At 76.2% G+C, this 26303-nt stretch carries 26 protein-coding genes, 1 tRNA gene and 1 riboswitch; of the genes, 19 read left to right on the top strand and 8 right to left on the bottom strand.

Going from position 1 to position 26303, the window contains the following annotated elements; translation table 11 throughout:
- Positions 1–902, bottom strand: a 902-nt coding sequence (locus tag ACI780_RS22560; protein ID WP_457005853.1) for a UbiA family prenyltransferase, incomplete at its 3' end; no start/stop codon positions are given.
- A gap of 131 nt (positions 903–1033) precedes the next feature.
- Here ACI780_RS22560 and ACI780_RS22555 point away from each other — a divergent pair.
- The 5 genes from ACI780_RS22555 to rlmB are packed head-to-tail and all read left to right on the top strand — an operon-like array spanning position 1034 to position 5064.
- Complete coding sequence (locus ACI780_RS22555) at positions 1034–1516, top strand: CarD family transcriptional regulator (RefSeq protein WP_073418385.1); 483 nt, start codon at positions 1034–1036, stop codon at positions 1514–1516.
- A gap of 38 nt (positions 1517–1554) precedes the next feature.
- Positions 1555–2217: a 2-C-methyl-D-erythritol 4-phosphate cytidylyltransferase gene (gene ispD, locus ACI780_RS22550; RefSeq protein WP_456872766.1), complete on the top strand. Its 663-nt coding sequence runs from the start codon at positions 1555–1557 to the stop codon at positions 2215–2217.
- Complete coding sequence (ispF, locus tag ACI780_RS22545) at positions 2214–2711, top strand: 2-C-methyl-D-erythritol 2,4-cyclodiphosphate synthase (RefSeq protein ID WP_456872767.1); 498 nt, start codon at positions 2214–2216, stop codon at positions 2709–2711. Before ispD ends, ispF begins: the two co-directional genes overlap by 4 nt.
- Positions 2708–4108, top strand: coding sequence for a cysteine--tRNA ligase (gene cysS / locus ACI780_RS22540; protein ID WP_457005852.1), 1401 nt, complete (start codon positions 2708–2710; stop codon positions 4106–4108). The genes ispF and cysS overlap by 4 nt, the downstream gene beginning before the upstream one ends.
- Entirely contained in the window at positions 4090–5064 is a 975-nt protein-coding gene (rlmB, locus tag ACI780_RS22535) for a 23S rRNA (guanosine(2251)-2'-O)-methyltransferase RlmB (RefSeq protein ID WP_456872769.1), read from the top strand. The genes cysS and rlmB overlap by 19 nt, the downstream gene beginning before the upstream one ends.
- Positions 5065–5165: 101 nt before the next feature.
- On the opposite strand, the gene ACI780_RS22530 is transcribed toward rlmB, so the two are convergent.
- The 3 genes from ACI780_RS22530 to ACI780_RS22520 all read right to left on the bottom strand — a co-directional run bounded on the left by ACI780_RS22530 (position 5166) and on the right by ACI780_RS22520 (position 8691).
- Complete coding sequence (locus ACI780_RS22530; protein WP_457005851.1) at positions 5166–6431, bottom strand: DUF445 domain-containing protein; 1266 nt, start codon at positions 6429–6431, stop codon at positions 5166–5168.
- A gap of 73 nt (positions 6432–6504) precedes the next feature.
- Positions 6505–7809 (bottom strand): S1C family serine protease, encoded by a 1305-nt coding sequence (locus ACI780_RS22525; RefSeq protein ID WP_457005850.1) that lies wholly within the window; start codon positions 7807–7809, stop codon positions 6505–6507.
- A gap of 105 nt (positions 7810–7914) precedes the next feature.
- Complete coding sequence (locus ACI780_RS22520; RefSeq protein WP_457005849.1) at positions 7915–8691, bottom strand: ABC transporter permease; 777 nt, start codon at positions 8689–8691, stop codon at positions 7915–7917.
- A 140-nt stretch (positions 8692–8831) separates the two neighbouring features.
- Between ACI780_RS22520 and ACI780_RS22515 the strand changes: the two genes are divergently transcribed.
- Positions 8832–9557 carry a hypothetical protein gene (locus tag ACI780_RS22515; protein ID WP_457005848.1) on the top strand — a complete coding sequence of 242 codons (726 nt, stop codon included), beginning with the start codon at positions 8832–8834 and terminating at the stop codon, positions 9555–9557.
- On the opposite strand, the gene ACI780_RS22510 is transcribed toward ACI780_RS22515, so the two are convergent.
- Positions 9527–9823 (bottom strand): DUF2695 domain-containing protein, encoded by a 297-nt coding sequence (locus ACI780_RS22510; RefSeq protein WP_456872774.1) that lies wholly within the window; start codon positions 9821–9823, stop codon positions 9527–9529. The two genes, ACI780_RS22515 and ACI780_RS22510, sit on opposite strands and share 31 nt — an antisense overlap.
- Positions 9824–9904: 81 nt before the next feature.
- Here ACI780_RS22510 and ACI780_RS22505 point away from each other — a divergent pair, with 81 nt between their 5' ends.
- From ACI780_RS22505 to ACI780_RS22495, 3 genes are all read left to right on the top strand, one after another.
- Positions 9905–10369: an N-acetyltransferase family protein gene (locus ACI780_RS22505; RefSeq protein WP_457005847.1), complete on the top strand. Its 465-nt coding sequence runs from the start codon at positions 9905–9907 to the stop codon at positions 10367–10369.
- A 69-nt stretch (positions 10370–10438) separates the two neighbouring features.
- The gene (locus ACI780_RS22500) at positions 10439–11860 is read left to right on the top strand and encodes a selenium-binding protein SBP56-related protein (RefSeq protein ID WP_457005846.1); all 1422 of its coding nucleotides are present in this window, start codon (positions 10439–10441) and stop codon (positions 11858–11860) included.
- Between the two features lie 166 nt (positions 11861–12026).
- Positions 12027–12099: transfer RNA gene (locus ACI780_RS22495), tRNA-Thr, on the top strand.
- On the opposite strand, the gene ACI780_RS22490 is transcribed toward ACI780_RS22495, so the two are convergent.
- Positions 12099–12530, bottom strand: a complete 432-nt coding sequence (locus tag ACI780_RS22490) for a DUF5313 family protein (protein ID WP_456872777.1) — start codon at positions 12528–12530, stop codon at positions 12099–12101. The two genes, ACI780_RS22495 and ACI780_RS22490, sit on opposite strands and share 1 nt — an antisense overlap.
- A gap of 120 nt (positions 12531–12650) precedes the next feature.
- Here ACI780_RS22490 and ACI780_RS22485 point away from each other — a divergent pair, with 120 nt between their 5' ends.
- The 6 genes from ACI780_RS22485 (at position 12651) to ACI780_RS22460 (ending at position 20002) form a co-directional block, all read left to right on the top strand.
- Positions 12651–13082 (top strand): CBS domain-containing protein, encoded by a 432-nt coding sequence (locus ACI780_RS22485; RefSeq protein WP_456872778.1) that lies wholly within the window; start codon positions 12651–12653, stop codon positions 13080–13082.
- Between the two features lie 53 nt (positions 13083–13135).
- Positions 13136–14053 carry an EamA family transporter RarD gene (gene rarD, locus ACI780_RS22480; RefSeq protein WP_456872779.1) on the top strand — a complete coding sequence of 306 codons (918 nt, stop codon included), beginning with the start codon at positions 13136–13138 and terminating at the stop codon, positions 14051–14053.
- A gap of 84 nt (positions 14054–14137) precedes the next feature.
- Positions 14138–14470: a DUF3263 domain-containing protein gene (locus tag ACI780_RS22475; RefSeq protein ID WP_457005845.1), complete on the top strand. Its 333-nt coding sequence runs from the start codon at positions 14138–14140 to the stop codon at positions 14468–14470.
- A gap of 65 nt (positions 14471–14535) precedes the next feature.
- Complete coding sequence (locus ACI780_RS22470; protein WP_457005844.1) at positions 14536–16101, top strand: LytR C-terminal domain-containing protein; 1566 nt, start codon at positions 14536–14538, stop codon at positions 16099–16101.
- 89 nt (positions 16102–16190) lie between these two features.
- A complete protein-coding gene (locus ACI780_RS22465) occupies positions 16191–19133 on the top strand; it encodes an alpha/beta fold hydrolase (protein ID WP_457005843.1) in 2943 nt (980 codons plus the stop codon).
- Positions 19130–20002 carry an ABC transporter permease gene (locus tag ACI780_RS22460; protein ID WP_456872782.1) on the top strand — a complete coding sequence of 291 codons (873 nt, stop codon included), beginning with the start codon at positions 19130–19132 and terminating at the stop codon, positions 20000–20002. Before ACI780_RS22465 ends, ACI780_RS22460 begins: the two co-directional genes overlap by 4 nt.
- Before the next feature lie 28 nt (positions 20003–20030).
- On the opposite strand, the gene ACI780_RS22455 is transcribed toward ACI780_RS22460, so the two are convergent.
- Together ACI780_RS22455 and ACI780_RS22450 are read right to left on the bottom strand one after the other, a co-directional pair.
- Positions 20031–20852 (bottom strand): HAD family hydrolase, encoded by an 822-nt coding sequence (locus tag ACI780_RS22455; RefSeq protein ID WP_456872783.1) that lies wholly within the window; start codon positions 20850–20852, stop codon positions 20031–20033.
- A 26-nt stretch (positions 20853–20878) separates the two neighbouring features.
- On the bottom strand, positions 20879–21802 hold the full coding sequence (locus ACI780_RS22450) for a hypothetical protein (RefSeq protein WP_457005842.1): 924 nt from the start codon (positions 21800–21802) through the stop codon (positions 20879–20881).
- A gap of 124 nt (positions 21803–21926) precedes the next feature.
- Positions 21927–22053: riboswitch (SAM riboswitch) on the top strand.
- A gap of 12 nt (positions 22054–22065) precedes the next feature.
- Here ACI780_RS22450 and thrC point away from each other — a divergent pair.
- From thrC to groL, 4 genes are all read left to right on the top strand, one after another.
- Positions 22066–23343, top strand: coding sequence for a threonine synthase (gene thrC / locus ACI780_RS22445; RefSeq protein WP_457005841.1), 1278 nt, complete (start codon positions 22066–22068; stop codon positions 23341–23343).
- 211 nt (positions 23344–23554) lie between these two features.
- Positions 23555–23755, top strand: a complete 201-nt coding sequence (locus tag ACI780_RS22440; RefSeq protein ID WP_089405184.1) for a cold-shock protein — start codon at positions 23555–23557, stop codon at positions 23753–23755.
- 189 nt (positions 23756–23944) lie between these two features.
- Positions 23945–24094: a hypothetical protein gene (locus tag ACI780_RS22435; protein ID WP_457005840.1), complete on the top strand. Its 150-nt coding sequence runs from the start codon at positions 23945–23947 to the stop codon at positions 24092–24094.
- A gap of 220 nt (positions 24095–24314) precedes the next feature.
- Positions 24315–25943, top strand: coding sequence for a chaperonin GroEL (gene groL, locus ACI780_RS22430; protein WP_456872787.1), 1629 nt, complete (start codon positions 24315–24317; stop codon positions 25941–25943).
- Positions 25944–26303: the final 360 nt, after the last annotated feature.

The following is a 26303-nucleotide window of genomic DNA, read 5'->3' as shown; positions in this document are numbered from 1 at the left end:
CCCCCCCCCCCCCCCCCCCCCCCCCCCCCCCCCCCCCCCCCCCCCCCCCCCCCCCCCCCCCCCCCCCCCCCCCCGCCGAGCACCAGCAGCACCACGTCGAGCACGGTCAGCACCAGCACCGCGGGGAAGGCCACCCGCCGCAGACCCGGCCGGCCGGCCAGCCCGGCGACGGCGACCGCGGGCACCGCCAGCGCCAGGCCCGCCCAGCCCCACCACGCCGGCGGCCCGTCCGGGCCCAGCACGAGCACGAGCGTGGCGGCACCCAGCAGCACCGCGCCGAGCGCCGCCGACCCGGTCGCGCCCAGGCGGTGCGGCAGACCGCGCACCCCGGTGGCGAGGTCGTCGGCGATGTCGGGCGCCACGTTGGCCAGGTGCGCGGCGGCGCCGAGCGCGGCCCCCGCCACCGTCAGCCACCACGGCGCCAGGGGGGCGCCGGGCGCGGCGGCCACCACCCCCGCCGGCAGGGCGCCGAAGCCGGTGACGTAGGGCAGTCCCGACAGCACCGTCCGCTTCAGACCCGCGTTGTAGCCCCAGCCGCTCGCGACCAGCACCAGCAGCAGCAGGCCGGGCAGCCAGCCGAGCGCGAGGGACAGGACGACGGCGACCGCGGCCGCCGCGAGCGCCGCTGCGCGCAGCACGGCGGGGTCGACCGCGCCCTGCACGACGGGCTTGTCGGCGCGGGCGACGGCGCGGTCGCGGTCGGCGTCGAGCCAGTCGTTGCTCCAGCCGATGGACGCCTGACCTGCGAGGACGGCCAGCCCGACGAGCAGCACCCGGGCCGGCGGCACCTGCGCGGCGACCGCCAGCAGGGTCGCGACGACGGTGACCGCGGCCGCCGGGGGCGCGTGCGTGGCGCGCACGAGGGCGCCCACCGAGGCGCCGCGGGCGGGCCGTGCACGCACACCGACCACGCCTCTGTCAACCCCTTCTCCGGACTTCACCAGGCCTCTGACCTGCACTTATCCGCCGTCGCGCCGTTCCGGGCGTCAGTCTGCCGTGCTAACCTGGGTACAGCGAAAGGGGTCACACACACATGGGCTTCACTGTCGGCGAGACCGTCGTCTACCCGCACCACGGTGCCGCTCTGATCGAGGCGATCGAGACGCGGGTCATCAAGGGCGAAGAGAAGGCCTACCTCGTGCTGAAGGTCGCCCAGGGCGACCTGACCGTGCGCGTGCCGGCCGACAACGCAGAGATCGTCGGCGTCCGCGACGTCGTCGGTCAGGACGGGCTCAACCGCGTGTTCGAGGTCCTGCGGGCCCCGCACACCGAGGAGCCGACCAACTGGTCGCGCCGCTACAAGGCCAACCTCGAGAAGCTGGCCTCCGGCGACGTCAACAAGGTGGCCGAGGTCGTCCGCGACCTGTGGCGCCGCGACAAGGACCGTGGTCTCTCCGCCGGCGAGAAGCGGATGCTGTCCAAGGCCCGTCAGATCCTGGTGAGCGAGCTCGCGCTCGCCGAGGGCACCAACGAGGACAAGGCCGAGGTCCTGCTCGACGAGGTCCTCGCCAGCTGAGCTCCGCCTCGGCACTCCCGCACCACCCGGCCACTCCCGTGTCCGCTGTCGGCATCGTCGCAGCGGCCGGGAGTGGTTCGCGTCTGGGGGCCGACCTGCCCAAGGCGCTGGTCCCGCTCGCCGGCCGGCCGCTGGTCGCGTGGGCGGTGGAGAGCCTGCTCGCCGGCGGGGTCGCCGAGGTCGTCGTCGTGGTGCCCGCCGCCGACCGGGCCGCCTTCGCCGCCGCGCTGCCCGGCACCGTGCAGCTCGTCGACGGCGGGGCCACCCGCACCGCCTCGGTGCGCGCCGGCCTGGCCGCCGCCGGTCCCGCCGCCGACGCCGTCCTCGTGCACGACGCCGCCCGCCCGCTCACCCCGCCCGACGTCGTCGCCCGGGTACTGGCCGCCCTCGCCGCCGGCGCCCCGGCCGTCGTCCCGGTGCTGCCGGTCGTCGACACCACCGTCGTCGTCGACGAGGCCGGCACGGTCACCGCCGCCGTCCCCCGTGCCTCGCTGCGGCGGGTGCAGACCCCCCAGGGCTTCGACCGGGCGGTGCTCGTGGCCGCCTACGCCGCGCTGGAGGAGGGCGTCGAGCTCACCGACGACGCCGCGGTGGTGCGCGCCGCCGGGGTCGCCGTCGGCACGGTCGACGGCGACGAGCGCGCCGCCAAGGTCACCGTGCCGCACGACCTGCACCTGGCCGGGCTGCAGGTGGCCCGGTGAGCGAGCTGCCGCGGGTCGGGCTCGGCGTCGACGTGCACCCGGTCGAGGCCGGCCGGGAGTGCTGGCTGGCCGGGCTGTCGTGGCCCGGTGCCGACGGCTGCGCCGGGCACTCCGACGGCGACGTCGTCGCGCACGCGCTCACCGACGCGGTGCTGTCGGCGGCCGGCCTCGGCGACATCGGCGGGCTGCTGGGCACCGACGACCCCCGCTGGGCCGGCGCCCGCGGCGTCGCCGTCCTCGAGCACGTCCGCGAGACGCTGACCGCCGCCGGCTGGCGGGTGGGCAACGCCGTCGTGCAGCTCGTGGCGCCCACGCCGAAGCTCGGCCCGCGCCGGGCGGAGGCGGAGGCGGCGCTGTCGGCGGCCCTCGGGGCGCCGGTGAGCGTCACGGCGACCACCACCGACGGGCTCGGCCTGGTCGGCCGGGGGGAGGGCCGGGCGGCTCTCGCGACGGCGCTGGTGGTCCGGGCGGGATCCGTAGACTCCCCGCGGTGAGCCTCCGCCTCTACGACTCGGCCGCCCGTGCGGTCCGCGACTTCACGCCGCTGCGGGCCGGAGAGGCCTCCATGTACGTCTGCGGGCTCACCGTCCAGGGTCCGCCGCACCTCGGGCACGTGCGGGCCGGGCTGGTCTTCGACCTGCTGCGCAACTGGCTGGAGCAGGGCCACGGCACCGAGGTCACGCTGGTCCGCAACATCACCGACATCGACGACAAGATCCTCGCCAAGGCCGCCGAGCACGGCGTGCCGTGGTGGGCGTGGGCCTACGAGAACGAGCTGGCCAGCACCCGCGCCTACGAGGCGCTGGGCGTGCGGCCGCCCACCTACGAGCCGCGGGCCACCGGGCACGTGCCCGACATGGTCGAGTTCATCGCCCGGCTCGTCGAGCGCGGGCACGCCTACGCCGTCGACGGCGACGTCTACTTCGACGTGCGCTCCTTCCCCGGGTACGGCGCGCTGACCCGGCAGAAGATGGACGACCTGGAGCCCGCGGCCGACACCGACACCGACGAGAAGAAGCGCGACCCGCGCGACTTCGCGCTGTGGAAGGCGCACAAGCCCGGCGAGCCCGACACCGCCGGCTGGGCCACGCCGTGGGGCCGCGGGCGGCCCGGGTGGCACCTGGAGTGCTCCGCGATGGCCGAGCGCTATCTCGGGCCGGACTTCGACGTCCACGGCGGCGGGCTGGACCTGCGCTTCCCGCACCACGAGAACGAGCAGGCCCAGTCGCACGCCGTCGGGCACGGCTTCGCCCGGTACTGGGTGCACAACGGCTGGGTCACCCTGGGCGGTGAGAAGATGAGCAAGTCGCTGGGCAACACCGCGCTGGTCGACGAGGTCGTCCGCCGGGTGCGCCCGGTGGAGCTGCGCTACTACCTGGTCACCCCGCACTACCGCTCGACGATCGAGTTCACCGACGCGGCGCTGGAGGAGGCCGGGTCGGCCTACCGGCGGATCGAGTCGTTCGTGCAGCGGGCCGCCGAGCGGGTGGGCGCCGAGCAGCCGGCCGGGCTGCCGGATGACTTCCGGGCGGCCATGGACGACGACCTGGGCACCCCGGCCGCCGTCGCCGTCGTGCACGAGACCGTCCGGCAGGGCAACACCGCCCTGGCCGAGGGCGACGACGCCGCGGCCGCCGCGGCGCTGGGCCGGGTCCGCGCCATGCTGCGCGTCCTGGGCCTGGACCCGCTCGACCCGCGGTGGGCCGGCGGCGGCGACGGCCGGCTCGCCGAGGTCACCGACGGGCTGGTGCGGCTGGCCCTCGAGCAGCGGCAGGCCGCCCGCGCCCGCAAGGACTACGCGGCGGCCGACGCCGTGCGCGACCGGCTCGCCGACATGGGCGTGCAGGTCGAGGACACCCCGCAGGGACCCCGATGGGAGCTGACCCGCTGATGGCCGGCAACAGCCAGCGCCGCGGCCGCACGAGCGGCGCCGGCAAGAAGACCGCCACGGCCGGCACCGGCGGCAAGAACCGGCGGGCACTGGCCGGCCGCGGGGCCACCCCGCCGGCCGAGATGCGCAAGGGCCACCCCGCGCAGCGCCGCGCGCAGGCCGACGCCCGGCGGCGGGCCGACCGCGACCGCAGCCGGCAGCGCGCCGAGGAGGCGCCCGAGCTGCTGCTGGGCCGCAACCCGGTGGTGGAGGCGCTGCGGGCGGAGATCCCGGCGAGCGCCCTCTACGTGGTCACCGGCGACGCGGCCCGCACCGACGAGCGGGTCGCCGAGGCGGTGCAGCTGGCCGGCGACCGCGGGCTCCCGCTGCTGGAGGTCGGCAAGGCCGAGTTCGACCGGATGTCGGGCGGCGCGCTGCACCAGGGGATCGGCCTGCAGGTCCCGCCCTACGACTACGCCCACCCCGACGACCTGCTCGACCTCGCGCGCGACTCCGGCCGCCCGCCGCTGGTGGTCGCCATGGACGGCGTCACCGACCCGCGCAATCTCGGCGCGGTGGTGCGCTCGGCGGCCGCGTTCGCCGCGCACGGCGTCGTCGTGCCGCAGCGGCGCGCGGTCGGGATGACCGCCTCGGCCTGGCGCACCAGCGCCGGCGCGGCCGCCCGGCTGCGCGTGGCGCGCGCGGTGAACCTGGCCCGCGCGCTCGCGTCCTACCAGGACGCTGGCCTGCAGACGGTGGGCCTGGCCGGTGACGGCGACATGGAGCTGCACGAGTACGACGGGTTCGCCGACCCGGTCGCGCTCGTGGTCGGCGCCGAGGGCACCGGCCTGTCGCGGCTGGTGCGGGAGCGCTGCGACGTCGTCGTGCGCATCCCCATCGCCCGCGACACCGAGTCGCTCAACGTCAGCGTCGCCGCCGGCATCGCCCTCTACGCGGCGGCGCAGGCCCGCGGCTGAGGCCCCGCCGGGATCAGGGTCCCTGATCGTCGGGCGTCCTCCCTCACGGTGGGACGTGTGGGAGGACGCCGCACGATCAGGTCACCTGATCATCGCCCGGCTCACCCGAGCAGCTGGGCGACGCTGTAAATCACCAGTCCGGCCAGCCCGCCGACGACAGTGCCGTTGATCCGGATGAACTGCAGGTCCCGGCCCACCTGCAGCTCGATGCGCCGGCTGGTCTCCTCGGTGTCCCACCGCGCCACGGTGGTGCCGACGACGTCGGCGAGGTCGCCGGCGAACCGCTCGACGAGGTAGCCGGCCACCCGCACCGACTGCCGCTGCACCCGCTCGCGCACCCGCGGGTCGGTCTGCAGCAGCCGAGCCGCGTCGACGATCAGCCCGGCCACGCGGGCGCGCAGCTCGGAGTCGGGGTCGGCGGCCGCGGTGAGGAACGCCGTCTTGGCGTTGGTCCACAGCGACGAGGACCAGGTGCGCACCGCCGGGTGCTCGAGCAGCTGCTTCTTGAACGCCTCGACGCCCGCGGCGGTGTCGGGGTCGGTGCGCAGCGCGTGCACGTAGGCGCGCAGCCGGGCGTCGTAGACCCGCCGCAGCTCGTGGTCGCGCTCGGCGCCGACCTCGTGCAGGAAGCCCTGCAGCGCGGCGAAGACGCGGTCGAACACCCGGTCGTCGACCCAGTCGGGCACCCATGCGGGCGATGCGTCGCCGAGCTGGGCGCGGAAGACGATCCGGTTCTCCTCCAGGAAGCGGGCCAGGTAGCGCAGCGCCGCCGAGAGCACCTCCTGGTGCCGGTCGCCGTCGACGACGAGCTCCAGCACCCGGGCGAGCACCGGCGCGGCGGGCGTCTCGTGCAGCTTGCGGTCGACCAGCCCGGCGACGGCGTCCTGCACGTCGTCGTCGCGGAGCAGGTCGGTCACCCCGGTGAGCGCGGCGGCGGCGTCGCCGGCCAGCCGCTGCGCGCGGCCGGGGGCGGCGAGGAAGTCGCCGAGCCGGCGGGGGACGTCGACGGTGGCGAGCTTGTCCTCGACGACGGCGCGGGTCAGGAAGTTCTCCTGCACGAAGGTGCCCAGGCTCGCCCCGATCTGGTCCTTCTTGCGCGGGATGATCGCCGTGTGCGGGATCGGGATCCGCAGCGGGTGCCGGAACAGCGCGGTGACGGCGAACCAGTCGGCCAGCGCCCCGACCATGGAGGCCTCGGCGGTGGCCCGCACGTAGCCCACCCACGGGCCGGCGTCCTCACCGAGCAGCACGCAGGCCAGGAACACCGCCGCGGCCAGCCCGAACAGCCCGGTGGCCAGCCGCTTCATGCGGCGCAGCCCCTCGGCGCGGGCGGGGTCGTCGAGCGAGGAGGTCAGCGGGACGCTCACCGGCGGCCTCCAGGACGACGACACCCTCCCGAGCCTAGGCGGCGCGGGAGGGTGCCGATCGCGGGCTCGCAGGTCAGCCGGCGCTGCCGCCGAGGGTGACCTCGACCGTCGTCGTCTGCCCGCCGCGCTCGACGGTGAGCGTCACCCGGTCGCCGGGGGCGGAGCTGCGGACGGCGGCGGTGAGCTCGGTGGAGGTGGTGACGGCGCGGTCGCCGACGGCGGTCACGACGTCACCGGCCTGCAGCCCGGCGTCCGCGGCGGGGCTGCCCGCCTCGACCTGCGCCAGCTGCGCGCCGGTGCCGACCTCGCTGGTGGGGCCGTCGGTGGCGGTCTGCGCGCGGACCCCGAGGACGGCGTGGGTGGCCGTGCCGGTGTCGATGATCTCCTGCGCGATGCGCTGCGCCACGTTGCTCGGGATGGCGAAGCCGACGCCGATGTTGCCGCTCTGCCCCGAGGAGCCGGGCGCGCCGGAGGCGACCGAGGCGATGGCGGTGTTGATGCCGACGACCTCGCCCGAGGCGTTGACCAGCGCGCCGCCGGAGTTGCCCGGGTTGATCGCGGCGTCGGTCTGCAGGGCGTCGAGCACGGTGGCGTCGTCCTGGGTGGAGCCGGTGGCCACCGCGCGGTCGGTGGCGCTGATGATCCCGTCGGTGACGGTGTCGGACAGGCCCAGCGGCGCGCCGATGGCCACGGCCAGGTCGCCGACCTGCACGTCGTCGGAGTCGGCGAAGGTGGCCGGGGTCAGCCCGTCGGCGCCGTCGAGCCGGAGCACGGCCAGGTCGGAGGTCGGGTCGGTGCCCACGACGGTCGCGTCGTGCAGCGTGCCGTCGGCGGTGCGCACCTGCACGGTCGCGCCGGTGGTGCTCCCGTCGAGGCTGACCACGTGGTTGTTGGTCAGGACGTAGCCGTCCTCGGTGAGCACGACGCCCGAGCCGCTGCCCGAGCCCGAGCCGCTGGTCACGTAGACGGTCACCACGCTCGGCGCGGCCTTGGCCGCGGCCGCGGTGACGGCGGTGGCGTTCTCCGGGTCCTGGATGACGACCGACTGGGCCGTGGCGGCGCCGCTGCCGCCGCTGCCGCCGTCGTCGGTCAGGGCGACCACGCCGGCCCCCGTGCCGCCGCCGATGAGGGCGCCGGCCAGCAGGCCCGCGACGCCGATGCGCAGCCGGCCGGCGCGGCGGTGCTCCGGGGCCGGCGGCGCGACGGGGGGCACGGTGGGGGGCACGGCAGGGGGCGGCAGCGTGGCGGTGGCGGTCGGCGCCGTCGGGTACCAGGAGCCGCCGGACGGCGGCGGGTTCCACCCCGGGGTCGCACCGGCCGGCTGCTGCGGCTGCGCCGGCTGCTGCGGCTGGGGAGTCGGGTACGGGGTGCCGTTCATGGTGGTGGTCCTCCTCGCGTGGCGGCGCTCCGCCGCCTCGGGACCGACTGTCGGCCGGGCGTCTGACCGGGCGCTGCGGGTCGGCTGTGAGGTGTCTGGGCGCGGTCAGCGGGGGAGGCCGGGCAGCAGCCGGTCGCGGGCGACCAGCTCGGTGACGATCCAGATCGCGGCCACCTGCACGGCCAGCAGGCCGACGAGGACGAGCAGCTGCGCGGCGCCGGCGGCCAGCGGGCTGCCGCCGCCGAGCAGGACGCCGACGTAGGCGCCGGGCAGGGTGACCAGCCCCACGGTCCGGGTCTGGTCCAGCGGCGGGAGGAGCGCGGTGGCGGCCGCGGCGCGGCCCACCTCCAGGACGGCGTCGCGGGGGAGCAGGCCCAGCGCGAGCGCCGCCTCGACCTCGCCGCGGCGGGTGGTGAGCTCCTCGCGCAGCCGCCGTCCGGCCAGCGACGTCGCCGTCATCGCGCCGCCGACGAGGATCCCGGCGACCGGGACGACCGCCGCGCCGCGCAGCGGCACCGTCCCGCTGGCCAGCACCAGCGCGACCACCGGCAGCGCGCCGCCGGCCACCGCGAGCGCCGCCGTGGCCGTCCGCCGGGCCGTCCCGGGGGCGCGCAGCGGCAGGCCGGTGACCCGCCCGGCCGCGGTCCCCGCCGCGACGGTGACCATGAGCAGGACGAACGCCGCCGACAGCCACAGCGAGCCCACCACCAGCAGCACCACCGCCGACACCGCCGCCAGCTGGACCGTGGCGCGCAGCGCGGCGACGACGACCGGCCGATCCTGTCCCAGCCCCGACAGCCGCCCGCCGGCCGCCGCCAGCCCGGTGAGCAGCACCAGGACGACGACCAGGCGCGGGCCGAGCTCGACGACGGAGGTCCCCACGGGCGGCGATCCTGCCGGGCGCGCCGCGACACGCCGTGCACGGTGTGCGGCCGGACCGTCGCTGGGTAGAGGGGGGTCCCGGCCGGTCCTCGCGGAGCGGGTGGGGACCCCTGCCCGGCCTGCGTTCCTGGAGGCTGCTCGTGTCCGACCGCGGAGTCCCCGCCCGGTTGCTCCTGGGGCTGGCCGCCCTCACCGCGACGGCGGTGGCCGTCGTCGGCGGGCTGGCGCTTCGACCCCCCGGGCTGCTCGCCGTGGGTCTGGCCTCCGTCGTCACCGCCTGCCTGGCCGCCGGGGTGGCCCGCGAGTCCTCGGCCGACCCGCGCGCCGATCTCGGGATCTTCGACCGCCTCTCTCCCCTCGAGGCGGCCTGGCGCGTCGGCGCGGCCACCATCGGGGTGCTGCTGTTCCTGTCCGGAACGGCGGCGGTGGGCGGACCGGTGCTCACCGTGCTCGCCGGCGCGGTGCTCACCGTCGGCGGGCTCGGGCTGTGGCTGCTGCGCACCGGGCGCCCGCCGCGGCGTGACGCCGCCCCGGCCGCCGAGCCGCCCGCCACAGGGGCGCCGCCGGCCGCGGCCCCGTCGCCCCTGACCGGTGCCCGGCCGGGGGAGACCGTCGGCACGGTCACCTACCTGCCGCCGGTGGCGACGCTGTCGACCGCGGCACTGGGCCGGGAGTGGCTCGGCACGACGACGGCGCTGGCCGGGCAGCTGCACCCGGCGGCGCGGCAGTCGATCGTGCGCCGCCGCCAGGAGACCCTCGACGAGCTCGAGCGCCGCGATCCCGCCGGGTTCGCCCGCTGGCTGGCCGAGGCCTCGCCGCGCACCGACCCGGCCGGCTACCTGAGCGAGGGGCCCTCCGCGGCCTGACCGACGGCCGGGAAGACGACGGCGGGGAAGACGACGGCGGGGTCGACGTTCATCACGACCTCGCAGTCGCAGAACCCACCGAACTCCTCGAGGCCCTCGTGCAGCCGGTCGAGGGCGATGCCGTGGCTCGCCGCCCAGGCGTCGGTGGCGCGGCGGGTCTGGTCGCAGCCGTCGTCCCCGAGCAGTGCCTCGACGTGCTCCCGCAGCGCGTCGAGCTGGGCGCGGTCCAGCGGCAGGAGGGCGGCCTCGTCGTCGGTCGGTGCCACCCCGTCAGGATCGGCCGGGCGGGGTGCGGCTGGACCCGAACCGGTCGATGTCCGCCCGCCGCCCTGGCACCCTCCAGCGCCGTGCCCGTCGATCCCGTCCTGCTGCGCCCCGCCGTCCCCGCGGACGCCGCCGCGGTCGCCGACGTGTGGCTGCGCTCCTCCTCCGCCGCGCTGCCGACGGTGCGGCGCGCGCACACCGACGACGAGGTCCGCGGCTGGGCCCGCGACGTGCTGCTGCCGCGGCACGACACCTGGGTGGCCGAGGACGCCGGCGCCGTCGTCGGCCTGCTCGCGCTCTCCGACGGCTGGCTCGACCAGCTGTACCTCGACCCCGCCCGGCGCGGCCGGGGGATCGGCGACCGGTTCGTCGCGCTGGCGAAGCGGCGGCAGCCCGCTGGCCTGCAGCTGTGGACGTTCCGGGTCAACGCGCCCGCCCGGCGGTTCTACGAGCGGCACGGGTTCCGCGCCGTCGAGGAGACCGACGGCTCGGGCAACGAGGAGCGCGAGCCCGACGTCCACTACGCGTGGCGGCCGGGCGGGCCGTGACCCGTGGACAGTCGGTCCCGAGCGGCGCAGACTCGCTCGGGAGGACGAGCGAGCCAGAGGCGGCCGACGATGAGCGAGTCGACGCACCGGATGGATCCCACCTTCTACCGCAGCGCCGCCGACGCGATCGCCGCGCCGACCGAGCAACTGGCCTACGTGGTCGCCTTCGACCGCGCCGGGCAGAGGCCGGATGCGCTCACCGTCGTCGACACCGACCCGGACTCCCCCACCTACGGACAGCTGGTCGGCTGGGCGGAGCTGCCCACGGTCGGCGACGAGCTGCACCACTTCGGCTGGAACGCCTGCTCCAGCGCGCTCCAGCACGAGGGCCACGACACGGGCCACGACGGCTTGCAGCGCCGCTACCTGCTGCTGCCCGGCCTGCGCAGCTCCAACGTGCACGTCTACGACACCCACCCCGACCCGCGCTCGCCGCGGCTGCACAAGACCATCGCCGCGGAGGAGCTGGCCGGGAAGGCCGGCTACTCGCGGCCGCACACCCTGCACTGCGGCCCGGACGGCGTCTTCCTCACCTGCCTGGGCAGCGGCGACAGCGACGACGGCCCCGGCGGGATCGCGCTGCTGGACCACAGCACCTTCGACGTCCTGCGGGCCTGGGAGACCGACCGCGGTCCGCAGTACCTGGCCTACGACGCCTGGTGGCACCTCAACCAGAACACGCTGGTCTCCAGCGAGTGGGGCACCCCGGCGATGGTGGAGGACGGGCTGGTCCCCGAGCTGCTCCTCGGGGGGGAGTACGGACACGCTCTGCACTTCTGGGACCTCGCCGGGGGCCGGCACGTGCAGACGGTCGACCTCGGCGCGGAGCACCAGATGGTGCTCGAGCTGCGGCCCTCCCACGACCCGGACGCCACCTGGGGCTTCGTCGGGGTCGTCGTCTCCACCGCGGACCTGTCCGCGTCGGTGTGGCGCTGGTTCCGCGACGGTGAGGAGTGGAGGGCCGAGCAGGTCATCACGATCCCCGCCCAGCCCGCCGACCCGGACGACCTGCCGCCGGCGCTGAAGCCGTTCTCGGCGGTGCCGCCGCTCGTCACCGACATCGACCTGTCGGTCGACGACCGGATGCTCTACGTGTCCTGCTGGGGCATCGGCGAGCTCAGGCAGTACGACGTCACCGACCCGGCGCACCCGCGCGAGGTCGGTTCGGTCCACCTCGGTGGCATCGTCCGGAGGACCGCGCACCCGGCGGCGCCGGGTGAGCCGCTGGCCGGCGGCCCGCAGATGGTCGAGGTCAGCCGGGACGGCAGGCGGGTCTACGTGACCAACTCGCTCTACGGCGCCTGGGACGACCAGTTCTTCCCGGACGGCTGCGGCTCGTGGATGGCCAAGATCGACACCGACCCCCAGGCCGGCGGGATGACCCTCGACGAGCGGTTCTTCCCGAGCGGCTCCGACTGGCGCGGCCTGCGGCCGCACCAGGTGCGGCTGCAGGGCGGCGACGCCTCCAGCGACTCGTACTGCTACCGCTGACACCCGGTCCGCTGCCGGAGGTCGTGCCGGGCAGCGGCCGGCGCAGGTCCCTCGCCGGTGCGGCGCGGGTCGAGTCCGCGCCGGCGCGGGACCACGGCACCCGACACGGCGGAGTCGTCCCTGGCGGTGTCCCTATCCTTGTCCCGGGACTCGTTCCCGGTGTCCCGCCGGCGTGGCGCAACTGGTAGCGCACCCGACTTGTAATCGGGCGGTTGGGGGTTCGAGTCCCCCCGTCGGCTCAGTCGAAGCTGCCCGACCCGCCGACCCGGTAGGGGAAGCGCTCCTCGACCCGCGCGGTGCGGCGCCGCTCGGCGCGCTCCTCGCGCAGCCGGGCGGCGGTGCCGGCGGGGTAGCCGGCCTTGGCCACCCGGTGCTCGGTGGTCTCCACCATGAAGGCCAGCGAGTACATCAGCCCGACGAGCAGGCCGCCGAAGGCGGCGGTCGCGCGGTAGGCCAGCGCCATGGGGACGGCGACCAGGCAGACGACGACGAGCGGCGAGAGCTGCACCAGCGAGCGGGTCACGTGCCGGCGGACCCACCCGGGCCGGGTGGTGTCCGACAGCACCCAGGCCGACAGGTCGCGCGGCAGACCGCCGCCGAAGGCGTAGCGGAGCCACTGGAGGGGCGAGGGGGACGCCGCCGTGGCGGCGTCGTGCCGGGTGGTGCGCACACGTCGACGGTAGGCCCGTCCGTCCACCCGTGGGGACGGTTCCGTCCCGTACGCCGGGGGACGTTGCCGCGCGGTCCCGGCCGGGTGCAGACTGCCGCACCGACAGGTGAGGAGGCTCCCGTGCAGATCTCCCAGCTGCTCCGCCGCAAGGGTCCCGACGTGGTCACCGTCGACCCCGCCGCCAGCGTGCGGTACGCGCTCACGCTGCTCGCCCACCACGGCATCGGCGCGCTGGTCGTCTCCTCGACGGGGAGCACCGTCGAGGGCATCGTCTCCGAGCGCGACGTCGTCCGGGGGCTGCACGAGTCGGGTCCGCCGGTGCTCGACGGCCCGGTGTCGGCGCTGATGACCGCCGACGTCCACACCTGCCCGCCCACCGCCTCGGTGCACGACCTGGCCCGCACGATGACCGACCTGCGGGTGCGGCACGTCCCCGTCACCCAGGACGGCCGGCTGCTCGGCATCGTGTCCATCGGGGACGTCGTCAAGGCCCGCCTCGACGAGCTCGAGGAGGAGCGCGCCCACCTCGTCGACTACATCCAGACCGGCTGACACCCCGGCCCGGCCCGGCCGGACGCCGCCGGGCCGGGCGTACGGTGCCGCTCGTGGACGAGCGGCGGCTGGGGACGGCGGCGGGCCTGTCCGCCTACCTGCTGTGGGGCTGCTTCCCGCTGTACTTCCCGCTGCTCGAGCCCGCCGGCGGCGTGGAGATCGTCGCCCACCGGGTCGTCTGGTCGCTGCTGTTCGTCGCCCTGCTGCTGACGGCGCTGCGCCGCTGGGCGCTGGTCCGGGCCGCGGTCACCGACCGTCGCACGTTGCTCGTCCTCGCCGGCGCCTCGGTGCTCATCGCCGCCAACTGGCTGGTGTTCGTCTACGGCGTCAACTCCGGCCACGTCGTCGAGACCTCGCTCGGCTACTTCATCAACCCGCTGGTCAGCGTGCTGCTGGGCGTCGTCGTCTTCGCCGAGCGGCTGCGGCCCCTGCAGTGGGCGGCGGTGGCGCTGGCCGCCGTCGCCGTCGCGGTGCTGACCTGGGACTACGGCCGCCCGCCGTGGATCGCGCTCTCGCTGGCCGCCACCTTCGGCGGCTACGGCCTGCTCAAGAAGCTGGTCCGCGTCGAGGCCGCGCCGGGGCTGTTCGTCGAGACGGCGGTGGCGTTCCTGCCGGCGCTGGTCTTCCTGGCCGTGCTGCAGGCCACCGGGCGGGGCACCGCGGGCTCGGAGGGGACCGGCCACCTGCTGCTGCTCATGGCCTCGGGGATCGCGACGGCAGTGCCGCTGCTGCTGTTCGCCGCCGCCGCCCGCCGGATCCCGCTGTCGACGGTGGGGCTGCTGCAGTACGTGACGCCGCTGATGCAGCTCGCGATCGGCGTCTTCGTATTCCACGAGCCGATGCCGCCCGCCCGCCTCGTCGGCTTCGCGATCGTCTGGGCCGCGCTGGCGGTGTTCACCGTCGACAGCCTGCGCACCGCCCGGGCGGCCGGCCGCCGGGCCGCGGCCGAGCGAGTGGTGGCGGCGGCCTGACGCGGGCGCGACACGCTGAAAACGTCGGCCGGCGGGCATACCGTCGTCGGTGACGGCTTCCCCCCGATCGAACGGACCCCTCCCATGACCCCCGACCCCGTCCCCGCGGTCTCCCCGCCGGGGGGCACGGCGTCCGGGAACGAGCCCGCGCAGCCTGCGGGCCTGACCCGGCGCGAGCACGAGATGCTGGCCTTCGAGCGGCAGTGGTGGCGCCACCCGGGCGCCAAGGAGACGGCCATCCGCGAGCAGTTCGGACTGCCCCCGACCCGGTACTACCAGGTGCTCAACGCCCTGGTCGACCGCCCGGCCGCGCTCGAGGCCGACCCGCTGCTGGTCCGCCGGTTGCGCCGCCTGCGCAGCGCGCGACGCCAGCGTCGTTCTCCGTCCCTCCTGGGCAAGGACCCGTCGGCCATCTAGATTTGGTCACCGTGGGCAGGCACGCGGCGTCAGGTGGTGACCAACCGGACCGGCCGTCCGCCCCGGTGGCCGGTGGACGCCGGCGCACCGACCCCGCCCCCGGGCAGTCCGTCCCCGACGGTTCTGGCACGCCCGACGGCACCGACTGGGGCGACGCCCCGACCCTGACCGGGCCGCTGCGCAGCCGCGCCGAGCGCCGGCGCGACGCGCTGCTGGGGGACGAGACCGACCGCGGCCGCCCGCTGACCGGCCGGCCGGGCCGGCCGGCAGTCCCCGCCCGCCCCAGCGAGCCCGCGCGCCCGGCCGCGGCGCCCCGCCCGCCGGCCGACGGCGCCACCCGCCAGGCTCCCGTGCCGGTCGAGCGGGCCGCCCGCCCGGCGCCGGTGCCGCAGCGACCGGCACCCGCGCGGCCGGCGGCCCCGCCGCCGCTCGTCCCGCCGACCGCCGCGCGGCTGCCCGCGCCGCCGTCGGTGTCCCCGCCCGCCCCGCAGGCCGCGGCGGCGCCGGCGGCCCCGGCCCGCCCGGCCGCCCCGCTCACCACGGTCGCGCCCTTCCAGGCCGTGCCGACCCCCCAGCTCGACACCCCCGCGCCGGCCGCTGCGCCGCTGGACCCGTGGGACCTGCCGGCCCGCCCGGCCGCGGGCGGCCGCGCACCGCAGGCCGCCCGGGCCGCCGCACCCGCGGCCCCGCCGGCCGCCCTCGCCCCCGCCCCGGCCGCCGCGCCCGTCGCCCCGCCGGCCGCCCCAGCCACCGCGGCGATCCCCGACCGCGAGGTCGCCCGGGGACGCGCGGCGGCCCCGCTGACCGAGGCGATCCCCGACCGCGAGGTCGCCCGCGGGCGCGCCGCCGCGCCGCTGACCGAGGCCATCCCCGACCGCGACGTCCGGCGGGGTGAGCGGTCCCGGACGCCGGAGCCGGACACCGGCCCGTCCACCGGGCTCTCGAGCGACACCGGCGTCGTCGGCAACCGCGCCGCGATGCGGGCCGAGCGCCAGGCGCGCGAGGCCGAGCGGCAGGCGATGGAGTCCGAGCGCCGCAAGGCCGCGCGCCGGGCCGGGGTCTCCCGCGCCGCGCTGCGGGCCGCGGCGACCGCCGAGGAGGACGCCCCGCCGCGCCGGGGCCGGACCGTGCCGGCGCTGCTCGCCGTCGTGGTGGTCGCCCTGGTGGTGCTCGGCGTGTACAGCTTCACGTCCTCGGCGACGCAGGAGGCCGGCTCCACCAGCACGCCTCCGCAGACCTCGGCACCGGCGAGCGTCGCCGCCCCCAGCGGCGCCCTCCCGGAGCTGTCGGTGGAACCGCTGCCCCCGGTCGCGCAGGCGCCCAGCACCCCGGTCCGCGTCCCGGTGACCGTGCTCAACGCCACCGACGTCAGCGGGCTGGCCGGCGACGCCGCCGACGCCTTCCGCGCGCAGGGCTGGGAGTCCAACGGGATCGGCCAGTACGAGGGGCCCGGCGTCGCGGTCACCACCGTCTTCGTGACCGCCGGCGACGAGCAGCAGCAGCAGTCGGCGGTCCAGCTCATGGCGGCCTTCCCCGGCGTGGTCGGCGGCCCGGCGGAGCGCTTCTTCGAGGTGCCCGGCGTGGCCGACCCCGGCCTGGTCGTCGTCGTCACCGGCGAGTGGCGGCCCTGACCGGACCCCGCCGCACCCCGGCCGGACACCGCCGGAACACCGGCGCGGGACCGTCCGTTGGCCGCTTCGTGCGTCCCGTCCGCGGGCCCGTGCGTCCTCGCCCGCGCCCCGGCGCCCGCACGACGCTCGGCGCCCTCCTCGCCCTGCTGGTCACCGGCACCCTGCTCGCGTGGGCCCCGGCGACCGCCGTCGCGGCCGAGGAGGTGCGCACGGAGGACGCCCGGGTCCCCTCCGGCTCCGGTGCCGACGCCGTCGAGCTCGACACCACGCTGTACCTGCCCGGGTCGGCCACCGCGGACGCCCCCGCGCCGGCGGTCGTGCTCGCGCACGGCTTCGGCGGCAGCAAGCAGTCGGTGGCCGACGACGCCCGCGACCTCGCCGGCCGCGGCTTCGTCGTCCTGACGTACTCCGCGCGCGGGTTCGGCGCGAGCACCGGCCAGATCGGCCTCGACGACCCCCGCTACGAGGTCGCCGACCTCTCCACGCTGCTCGACCTGCTCGCCGGGCGCGACGACGTCCTCCTCGACGGCGTCGGCGACCCGCGGGTCGGCGTCGCCGGGGCCAGCTACGGCGGGGCGCTGTCGCTCCTCGGCGCCGCCTACGACGACCGGGTCGACGCCATCGCGCCGCAGATCACCTGGAACTCGCTGACCGCCGCGCTGTTCCCCTCCCAGACCGGCACCGCCGACTTCGCCACGCCCGCCGCCACCCCGCAGGCCGCCGACACCGGCGTCTACAAGCGGCTGTGGGCCGGGCTGTTCTTCGGCGTCGGGTCGGTCCCCGGCGGCGGGCTGCTCGACGCCCTCGGCGGCGGGGACGGCGCCGCCGGGGCCGAGGACGGCGGCAGCGACACCGCCGCCACCGGCGACGGCGCGGCCGCCGCGCCCGCCTCGGCCCCCTCCCTGGAGGACCTGCCGGTCGACCTCTCGACGGTCGACCCCGCCGCGGTGGAGCAGGCGCTGACCTGCGGCCGGTTCCGCGCCGACATCTGCGCCGCCTACCAGGCCGCCGCGGCCACCGGGACGCTCACCCCCGAGGTCGCCGCGGTGCTCGACCGCAGCAGCCCGGCGGCCGTGCTCGACCGCATCACCGCGCCGACCCTGCTGGTCCAGGGCACCGAGGACTCGCTGTTCGGCCTCGGCCAGGCCGACGCCAACGCCCGCGGCATCGCCGCCACCGGCACCCCGGTGAAGGTCGTCTGGTACGCCGGCGGCCACGATTCCCAGGCCTCCGAGCGGGAGACCGCCGAGCTGCGCGACCTCGTCGCCGGCTGGTTCTCCTGGCACCTGCGCGACGAGGACGACCCGGCCCGCGGCGCGGACCCCGGCACCGGCTTCGAGTTCCCCGTGCCCAGCGGCCTGGGCAACACCCTCGGCAGCGTCCAGGGCGGCACGCAGAGCGTCGTCGCCGACGCCTACCCCGGCCTGGAGGGGACCGGGCCCACCGCGCGCACCGAGCTCGCCCTCGACGGCCCGCTGCAGCCGGTGGTCACCCCGGCCGGCGGCACGCCCGCGGCCATCACCACCGTCCCCGGCCTCGGGGCGCTGGCCTCGGCGCTGGGCGGCGCCGCCGTCGAGATCCCCGGCCAGTTCGCCGCGTTCGCCACCGAGCCGCTCGACGAGGCCGTCGAGGTGGTCGGCGCGCCCACCGTCGAGCTCGCCGTCGCCTCACCCACCGGCACCGCGACCCTGTTCGCCAAGCTCTACGACGTCGGCCCCGACGGCGCCCAGACGCTGCCCGGCGGGCTGGTCGCGCCCCTGTCGCTGACCGGCCTGTCGGCCGACCCCGCCGCGCCCACCGAGGTCGCCGTCACGCTGCCGGGGATCGTGCACCGGTTCGAGGCCGGCCACACGATGCGCGTCGTCGTCTCCTCCACCGACCAGGCCTTCGCGCTGCCGGCCGAGGCGGGGGTCTACTCGGTGTCCCTGGCCGGTGCCGGCGACGGCGGCAGCGTGCTCGCCGTCCCCTCCGTGGCGGGGCAGGCGCAGGCCGACGGCGGCACCTCGCGGTGGTGGTGGCTGCTCGGCTCGGTCGTCGCCCTCGGGCTGCTCGGCTGGGCGGCCGCGGTGCTGTGGGGACGCCGGCGCCGCCGCGTCACCTCGGCCGTCGAGCCCGACGGCGAGGACGTGCCGCTGCGCTTCGAGGGCGTGACCAAGGCCTACAAGGACGGCTTCGTGGCCGTCCGCGACCTGTCCTTCGAGGTCCGCCGCGGCCAGGTGCTGGGCCTGCTCGGGCCCAACGGCGCGGGCAAGACGACGTCGCTGCGGATGCTCATGGGCCTGATCCGCCCGACGCAGGGGCGGATCAGCGTCTTCGGCCACGCCGCCGGGCCCGGTGCCCCGGTGCTGTCGCGGCTGGGCTCCTTCGTCGAGGGCACCGGCCTCATGCCGCACCTGTCCGGACGCGACAACCTCACCCTGTACTGGGCGGCCACCGGCCGGCCGGTCGAGGACGCGCACATGGACGAGGCGATCGAGGTCGCCGGCCTCGGCGCCGCCATCGACCGCCCGGTCCGCCGCTACAGCCAGGGCATGCGGCAGCGGGTCGCCATCGCCCAGGCGATGCTGGGCCTGCCCGACCTGCTGGTCCTCGACGAGCCGACCAACGGGCTCGACCCGCCGCAGATCCACGCCATGCGGGAGGTGCTGCGCTCCTACGCCGCCACGGGCCGCACGGTCATCGTCTCCAGCCACCTGCTCAGCGAGATCGAGCAGACCTGCACCCACGTCGTCGTCATGGCCAAGGGGCAGAAGATCGCGCAGGGCACGGTCGAGGAGATCGTCGGCGCCGGCGGCGCGGTGCTGGTGGGGCTGACCGACCCGGCCGACGCCGACCGCGCGGCCGCCGTCCTGGCCGGGCTGCCGGGCGTCACCGTCGAGCGCGCCGACGACGGCCTGGTCGCCGAGCTGGGGTCGCAGACCTCCCGCGCGGCCGCGCTGCAGGCGCTGGTGGCCGCCGACGTCGCCGTCGACCAGTTCACGCCGCGCCGCCGCCTGGAGGACGCGTTCCTGGCACTCGTGGGGGAGTCGTGACCGCGACCGAGCACGTCCAGCCCACCGGCGCCGTCGCCGGCTACCGCCCCGAGCGCACGCTGCGGCTGCCGGTGGAGCTGCGCCGGCAGTTCAAGCGGCGGCGCACCCTCGGCGTGTTCGCGCTCATGGTGGCGCTGCCGCTGGTGCTCATCGCCGCGCTGCAGCTGGGCGCGAGCGAGGACGCGCAGGAGAACAGCCGGATCAACCTGGTCGACGTCGCCACCTCCAGCGGGCTGAACTTCACGCTGTTCGTGCTGTTCGCGACGACGGGGTTCTTCCTCGTCGTGGTCTACGCGCTGTTCTTCGGCGACACCGTCGCGAGCGAGGCGCAGTGGGGGTCGCTGCGCTACACGCTGGCCACCCCGGTCCCGCGGATGCGGCTGCTCCGGCAGAAGTGGCTGGCCGCGCTGGTGCTCGCGGTGGCCGCGCTGCTCACCCTCGCCCTGGTCGCGGTGGTGGCCGGCGGCATCGCGTTCGGGTTCGGCGACATCCGCACGCCGATCGGGGTGAGCCTCCCGCAGGGCGAGGGGCTGCTGCGGCTGGCCGGGATGCTCGGCTACCTGTCGGTGCACCTGCTCGTGGTCGGCTCGCTGGCGTTCTGGCTGTCCACCGTCACCGACGCGCCGCTGGCCGCCGTCGGCGGCGCGGTGTTCACCACGATCGTCTTCTCGATCCTCGACCAGGTCGAGCAGCTCGGGGCCGTCCGCGACTGGTTCCCCACCGCCGAGTCCTTCGCGTGGACCGACCTGCTGCAGACGCCGGTCGACTCCTCGGACCTCTTCCGCGGGGTGGTGCAGTCGCTGGTCTACGTCGCGGTGTTCACCGCGCTGGGCTTCCGCCACTTCTCCCGCCGCGACGTCACGAGCTGACCGTCGGCGGTCCGGGAGGACCGCGGTGTCACAGGCTCGCTCTCACCGCCTGGGCCCAGCCGACGCCCATCGCCCCGTCGGTCACCGACACGTTCGGGACGGCGGACAGGAGCGCCGCCATGCCGTCGACCTCGGCCCCGTTGGCGGTGATCCACAGCCGGCCGACGGCCGACGCCATGTCCAGGTCGCTCACGCTGTCGCCGACCGCCACCGCGTCGGCGGGGTCGAGGCCGCGCCGCTGCAGGTCCCAGGCGATGGCGGCGCCCTTGGAGATGCCGCGCGGCATGAGGTGGTAGACCCGCGCCAGCTGCCCCTCCGGGGCCAGCCGGAGCCGCGCCGAGGCCGGGATGGCGCCGTTGTCGTGCAGGGTCAGCCAGCCCAGGCCGCGCTCGGCGAGCCAGGTGTCGACGGCGACCGGGTCGACGTAGCCGCGCAGCAGCGCGTCGCCCTCGTGCGTGGCGTGCCAGGGCGCGTGCCACTCCAGCCGGCCGGGGTGGGCGGCGCACAGCGCCTCGACGACGCCGAGCCCGGCCATCACGTCCATCGGCGTGCGGCCGGCGTACTCGGCGGGCAGCGCGCCGGTGAGCTGGTGCCGCTCGCGACCGCCGCGCCAGGTGACCAGCGAGCCCAGCTCGGCGATGGCGCCCTCGGCGGCGAAGATCCGGCCGGCCTCGGTGACCTGGTCGGCGGTGCGCCCGCTGACGATGACCAGCTCGACGCCGGCGGTGTGCAGCTCCAGCAGCGCGGCCGCGGGCTCGGCGGTGGGGGAGCCGTCGGCGCCGTGCCAGAACGACCCCCGCGGGCCGACCATCGTGCCGTCGAGGTCGGTGTAGACGATGCGCGCTGCCACCCGCCCATCCTCACCTGCCGCCGTCGTCAGTCCGTACCGGCCCGGCAGGTCTCCACCGCGAACGTCTCCAGCCGGCGCCGGACCTCCGGGTCGGGGGTGACCACCACCGGGCGCGGCTCGGCGTCCCCGAGGGCGACCACGAGCCCGACCAGCCCGGTGCGGTAGCTCTCGCCGAGGGCGTGGACGTCGCACCGCGAGGGCCGCATGCGCAGCACCACCTCGACGGCGGGCTCGTCGTCCAGCGTGGGCAGCGGGCCGGTGGCGTCCACCGCGTACACGGTGTTCGACCCGACCCCGGTCACCCGCAGCGGGTCGCTGCCGGCCAGCCGGGTCAGCCGCACGGTCAGGTCCAGCGCGGGACCCTCGGCGCCGTCGACCTCCCGGACGCCGCTCGCCTCGATGCGGACCTGCCTCGCCAGTTCCTGCTCCGCGCAGTCGGCCTCGTGCAGCCGGGCGACCAGGCCGCCGTCGTCGAGGGGGACGTCGACCTGCCGCTGCGCCCCGGTGGCGTCGCGCAGCCGCACCACCCCGTGCGGCGGGCCGGGTGCGGTCGCGCAGTCGCTCGCGGCGGCCACCACGGGCAGCGCCAGCCCGGCGCCGGGGCGCAGCTCGGCGCCCCGCGGGTCGGCCGGTGCCGTCGGCACACCCGGGGCGACCAGGTCGAGCGCCTCGACGACGAGGCCGGCGTTGCCGGCGACGAGCTCCACCTGCAGGCGCCGGGCGGGCACGTCGCGCCGGTACTGCAGCAGCCTCCCGTGCAGTCCGGCGCCGGGCTCGCCGGCCACGGCGGCCAGCCCGGGCGCCGGGGCGGCGGAGCTGCTCGCCGGCGTGCCGGGAGGAGGTGCCGCCGCGGCCGGCCCGGCGTCCCCGCTCCCACAGCCGGTCACGGCCAGGACGAGCGCGACGGCCGGCCCGGCCCAGGGGCTGCGGTGTCCGCGACCGGGGTGCACGGCCCTCCTCGCGGGTGGGTGGGGGTCCGCATGGTGCGCCGGTGACCCGGGTCCTGTCGAGGGCCGGCCCGGCCGTGCCGCCGGCCGGGCCGGGTCCTCCGGGTGGGTAGAGTCGGCGGCGTTCCACTCATCCAGAGGGGCAGAGGGACACGGCCCGGTGAAGCCCCGGCAACCGCCGCACGCGACCTGCGCGCGGAAGGTGCCAATTCCGTCCCGCGCGGCTCGACGGCCCGTCGCGGGGAAGATGAGGAGGTAGTCGTCGCATGACCCTGACCGCCCCGCCCCCCACCGGGGTCCCCGCGAGTCCCGCGCGCGGCCTGGTCTGTCGCAACTGCGGTGCCACGTCCGGCCTGGTCGCCGAGCACGCCTGCGCGCAGTGCTTCGGCCCGCTGGAGGTCGACTACGACCCCGAGCGCATGCGCGCGGTCACCCGCGAGCAGATCGAGGCCGGCCCGCAGAACATCTGGCGCTACGCGGCGCTGCTGCCCGTCGGTCAGGACCCCGCCGACCGGGTCACCCTCGACCCCGGGCTCACCCCGCTGGTGCGCGCCGACCGGCTCGCCGCGGAGCTCGGCCTCACCGGTGGCCTGTGGGTCAAGGACGACTCGGGCAACCCCACGCACTCGTTCAAGGACCGCGTGGTGTCGCTGGCCGCCACGGCCGCCCGAGGCCTGGGCTACACGAAGATCGCGGCCGCCTCCACCGGCAACCTCGCCAACTCCGTCGCCGCGCACGCCGCCCGCGCCGGCCTGCCCTCCTACGTCTTCATCCCCGCCGACCTGGAGCCGGGCAAGGTCGTGCAGTCGGCGGTCTACGGCCAGACGCTGGTCGCCGTCGACGGCTCCTACGACGACGTCAACCGGCTGACCAGCGAGCTCGCGGAGACCGACGAGTTCGAGGACGCCGCCTTCGTCAACCAGAACGTGCGGCCCTACTACGCCGAGGGCTCCAAGACGATGGGGTACGAGATCGCCGAGCAGCTCGGCTGGCGGATCCCGGCCCAGGTCGTCATCCCGATGGCGTCGGGCTCGCTGCTGACCAAGGTGGACAAGGCCTTCCGCGAGCTCGTGGCCGCCGGGATCGTCGAGGACACCCCGTGGCGGGTCTTCGGCGCCCAGTCGGCCGGCTGCGACCCGATCGCCACCGCGTTCGACAACGGCTGGGACGTCGTCAAGCCGGTCAAGCCCACCGGGATCGCGAAGTCGCTGAACATCGGCAACCCCGCCGACGGCCCGTACGCGCTCGACGCGATCCGCCGCACCGGCGGCTCGGTCGGGCGGGTCGGCGACGAGCAGATCGTGCAGGGCATCCGCGACCTCGCCCGCACCACCGGCGTCTTTGCCGAGACCGCCGGCGGCGTCACCGTCGCCGTCCTGCGGCAGCTGGCCGAGGACGGGCGGCTGGACCCGGCGCAGGAGACCGTCGTCCTCAACACCGGCGAGGGCCTCAAGACCCTCGACCCGCTGACGCCGGTCGTCGGCCCCACCCACCGGATCGACCCGTCGCTGCGGTCGGCCCGGGCGGCGGGCCTCGTCGGCTGACGCGTACCGTCTGCGGGGAGCCGATCCGGCCGGGTGTCACCCCGTCGCCGGATCGTGGCCGGGTCGTGTGTCCAGGATCTCCCCGCGGCGACCTCGCTGTTGTACCGTCTCGCGCGGTCGTCAGTTCCACGCACGTGTCCACGGGCGGGAGAGCTGTACCCCGGCCCCCGGATCACGGGGACCGTCCGCACGCACGAACGTGGGAGCACACGTGGCACAGGGCACCGTGAAGTGGTTCAACGCCGAGAAGGGCTTCGGCTTCATCGCCGTCGACGGCGGGCAGGACGTCTTCGTCCACTACTCCGCCATCCAGATGGACGGGTACAAGAGCCTCGACGAGGGCCAGCGGGTCACCTTCGAGGTCGTCCAGGGCGAGAAGGGCCCCCAGGCCGACGGCGTGCGCGTCGCCTGAGCTGCCCAGCACCGAGCCGCGGCCCGGTCCCCGTCCCGGGGGCCGGGCCGTCGCCGTTCCCGGGAGACCGGCACCCCTCAGCCGGGCGCCGGCGGTGCTGGTCGCGCACGCCGCCGTCCTGGTCCTGCTGGCCGCGGTGTCCGTGGCGCTGACGCTCGCCGGCGGTCACGCCGGCTCCGGGCCGGTCCCGTGGGGCTGACCGCCTCCGAGGGGCACCTGGAGGCCGGCTGGACGTGGGCCGTCCTGCTCGGCCTGTCGCCCTACGGCTGGCTGCCGCTGGCGCCGCTGGTCCTCCTCGGCGCCGTGGTCACCGCGGTCCTCGCCCGCTTCGACGACTGAGGGACGGGCGCGGGAACAGCCCGGCCCCACCCCCCGTTCTTGCACTCGGCAGGGGCGAGTGCCAGACTTCGGATTGGCACTCGACAGTGCCGAGTGCCAATCAGGTCGGAACGGTGAGGCACCGGAACGCGGGCCGTAGGAGCGTCCGCGGCGCCGGTGTCGTCCGTCGCGGGCGCCGGTCCCGGCCGTGCAGCGATCCATGCATGGAGGACATCACCACATGGCCAAGATGATCGCCTTCGAGGAAGAGGCGCGCCGCGGCCTCGAGCGGGGCATGAACACCCTCGCCGACGCCGTCAAGGTGACGCTCGGCCCCAAGGGCCGCAACGTCGTCCTCGAGAAGAAGTGGGGCGCTCCCACGATCACCAACGACGGTGTGAGCATCGCCAAGGAGATCGAGCTCGAGGACCCCTGGGAGAAGATCGGCGCCGAGCTGGTCAAGGAGGTCGCGAAGAAGACCGACGACGTCGCCGGTGACGGCACCACCACCGCCACCGTGCTGGCCCAGGCGCTCGTCCGCGAGGGTCTGCGCAACGTCGCCGCCGGCGCCAACCCGATGGCCCTGAAGAAGGGCATCGAGAAGGCCGTCGCCTCGGTCACCGAGCACCTCCTCTCGACCGCCAAGGACGTCGAGACCAAGGAGCAGATCGCCGCCACCGCGTCGATCTCCGCCGCCGACACCGCCATCGGTGAGCTCATCGCCGAGGCGATGGACAAGGTCGGCAAGGAAGGCGTCATCACCGTCGAGGAGAGCAACACCTTCGGCCTCGAGCTCGAGCTCACCGAGGGCATGCGCTTCGACAAGGGCTACATCTCGCCCTACTTCGTCACCGACGCCGAGCGCATGGAGGCCGTCCTCGACGACCCGTACGTGCTCGTCGTCAACAGCAAGATCAGCTCGGTCAAGGACCTGCTCCCGCTGCTGGAGAAGGTCATGCAGTCGGGCAAGCCGCTGGCCATCATCGCCGAGGACGTCGAGGGCGAGGCCCTCGCGACCCTGGTCGTGAACAAGATCCGCGGCACGTTCAAGTCGGTCGCCGTCAAGGCCCCCGGCTTCGGTGACCGCCGCAAGGCCATGCTCGCCGACATCTCCATCCTCACCGGTGGCCAGGTCATCAGCGAGGAGGTCGGCCTCAAGCTCGACACCGCCGACGTCTCGCTGCTCGGCCGCGCCCGCAAGGTCGTCGTCACCAAGGACGAGACGACGATCGTCGAGGGTGCCGGTGACAGCGACCAGATCGCCGGCCGGGTGAACCAGATCCGCGCCGAGATCGAGAAGTCGGACTCCGACTACGACCGCGAGAAGCTGCAGGAGCGCCTGGCCAAGCTGGCCGGTGGCGTCGCCGTCATCAAGGCCGGTGCCGCGACCGAGGTCGAGCTCAAGGAGCGCAAGCACCGCATCGAGGACGCGGTGCGCAACGCCAAGGCCGCCGTCGAGGAGGGCATCGTCGCCGGTGGTGGCGTCGCCTTGGCGCAGGCCGCCGCCGTCGCGTTCGAGAAGCTCGACGTCGAGGGTGACGAGGCCACCGGTGCCAACATCGTGCGCGTCGCGCTCGAGGCGCCGCTGAAGCAGATCGCCGTCAACGCCGGCCTCGAGGGCGGCGTCGTGGCGGAGAAGGTGCGCAACTCCGAGGTGGGCCACGGCCTCAACGCCGCCAGCGGCGAGTACGTGGACCTGGTCTCGGCCGGCATCATCGACCCGGCCAAGGTCACCCGCTCGGCGCTGCAGAACGCCGCCTCCATCGCGGCGCTCTTCCTCACCACCGAGGCCGTCATCGCCGACAAGCCGGAGAAGGCCGCTGCGGCCGCCCCCGGTGGCGACGGTGGCATGGGCGGCATGGACTTCTGAGTCCCGCCCCCTCGTAACACCAGCAACGCCCGACAGGGGCGGTCCCGCACTCGCGGGGCCGCCCCTGTCGGCGTCTGTGCCGGTCGTGCCCGACCGGCGCCAGCACGGTGACGTCGTGCCCGACGCCCCGCTGGTGCACGACTGGATGCTCGGGGCGCTGGAGCAAGCCCCGCGCGATGGGGGCACGGCACCTGGCGGAGGACGTCGTCGCACCGACGCGGAGGCGGCGGACCGCTCCGCGCGCGGTGCGCTCGACTGGAGGCCGCTCCGGGTGCCACCCGGCCGGCGGGCGAGCCGTCGATGTCCCTGACCGGCGCGTGCCTGCCGTGCCCCCCCCCGCCCCCCCGGGGGCGGGGGGGG

It is taken from the genome of Geodermatophilus sp. SYSU D00814 (assembly GCF_054050055.1).
The sequence above is the reverse complement of the archived record's forward strand: the minus strand, read 5'-3'. Positions and strand labels throughout refer to the sequence as shown.

Coding starts and splice junctions, on each gene's coding strand:
- groL (WP_456872787.1), top strand. CDS start 24,315: ATGGCCAAGATGATCGCCTTCGAGGAAGAGGCGCGCCGCGGCCTCGAG.
- ACI780_RS22475 (WP_457005845.1), top strand. CDS start 14,138: ATGACCCCCGACCCCGTCCCCGCGGTCTCCCCGCCGGGGGGCACGGCG.
- rlmB (WP_456872769.1), top strand. CDS start 4,090: ATGGGAGCTGACCCGCTGATGGCCGGCAACAGCCAGCGCCGCGGCCGC.
- ACI780_RS22525 (WP_457005850.1), bottom strand. CDS start 7,809: ATGAACGGCACCCCGTACCCGACTCCCCAGCCGCAGCAGCCGGCGCAG.
- ACI780_RS22500 (WP_457005846.1), top strand. CDS start 10,439: ATGAGCGAGTCGACGCACCGGATGGATCCCACCTTCTACCGCAGCGCC.
- ACI780_RS22555 (WP_073418385.1), top strand. CDS start 1,034: ATGGGCTTCACTGTCGGCGAGACCGTCGTCTACCCGCACCACGGTGCC.
- thrC (WP_457005841.1), top strand. CDS start 22,066: ATGACCCTGACCGCCCCGCCCCCCACCGGGGTCCCCGCGAGTCCCGCG.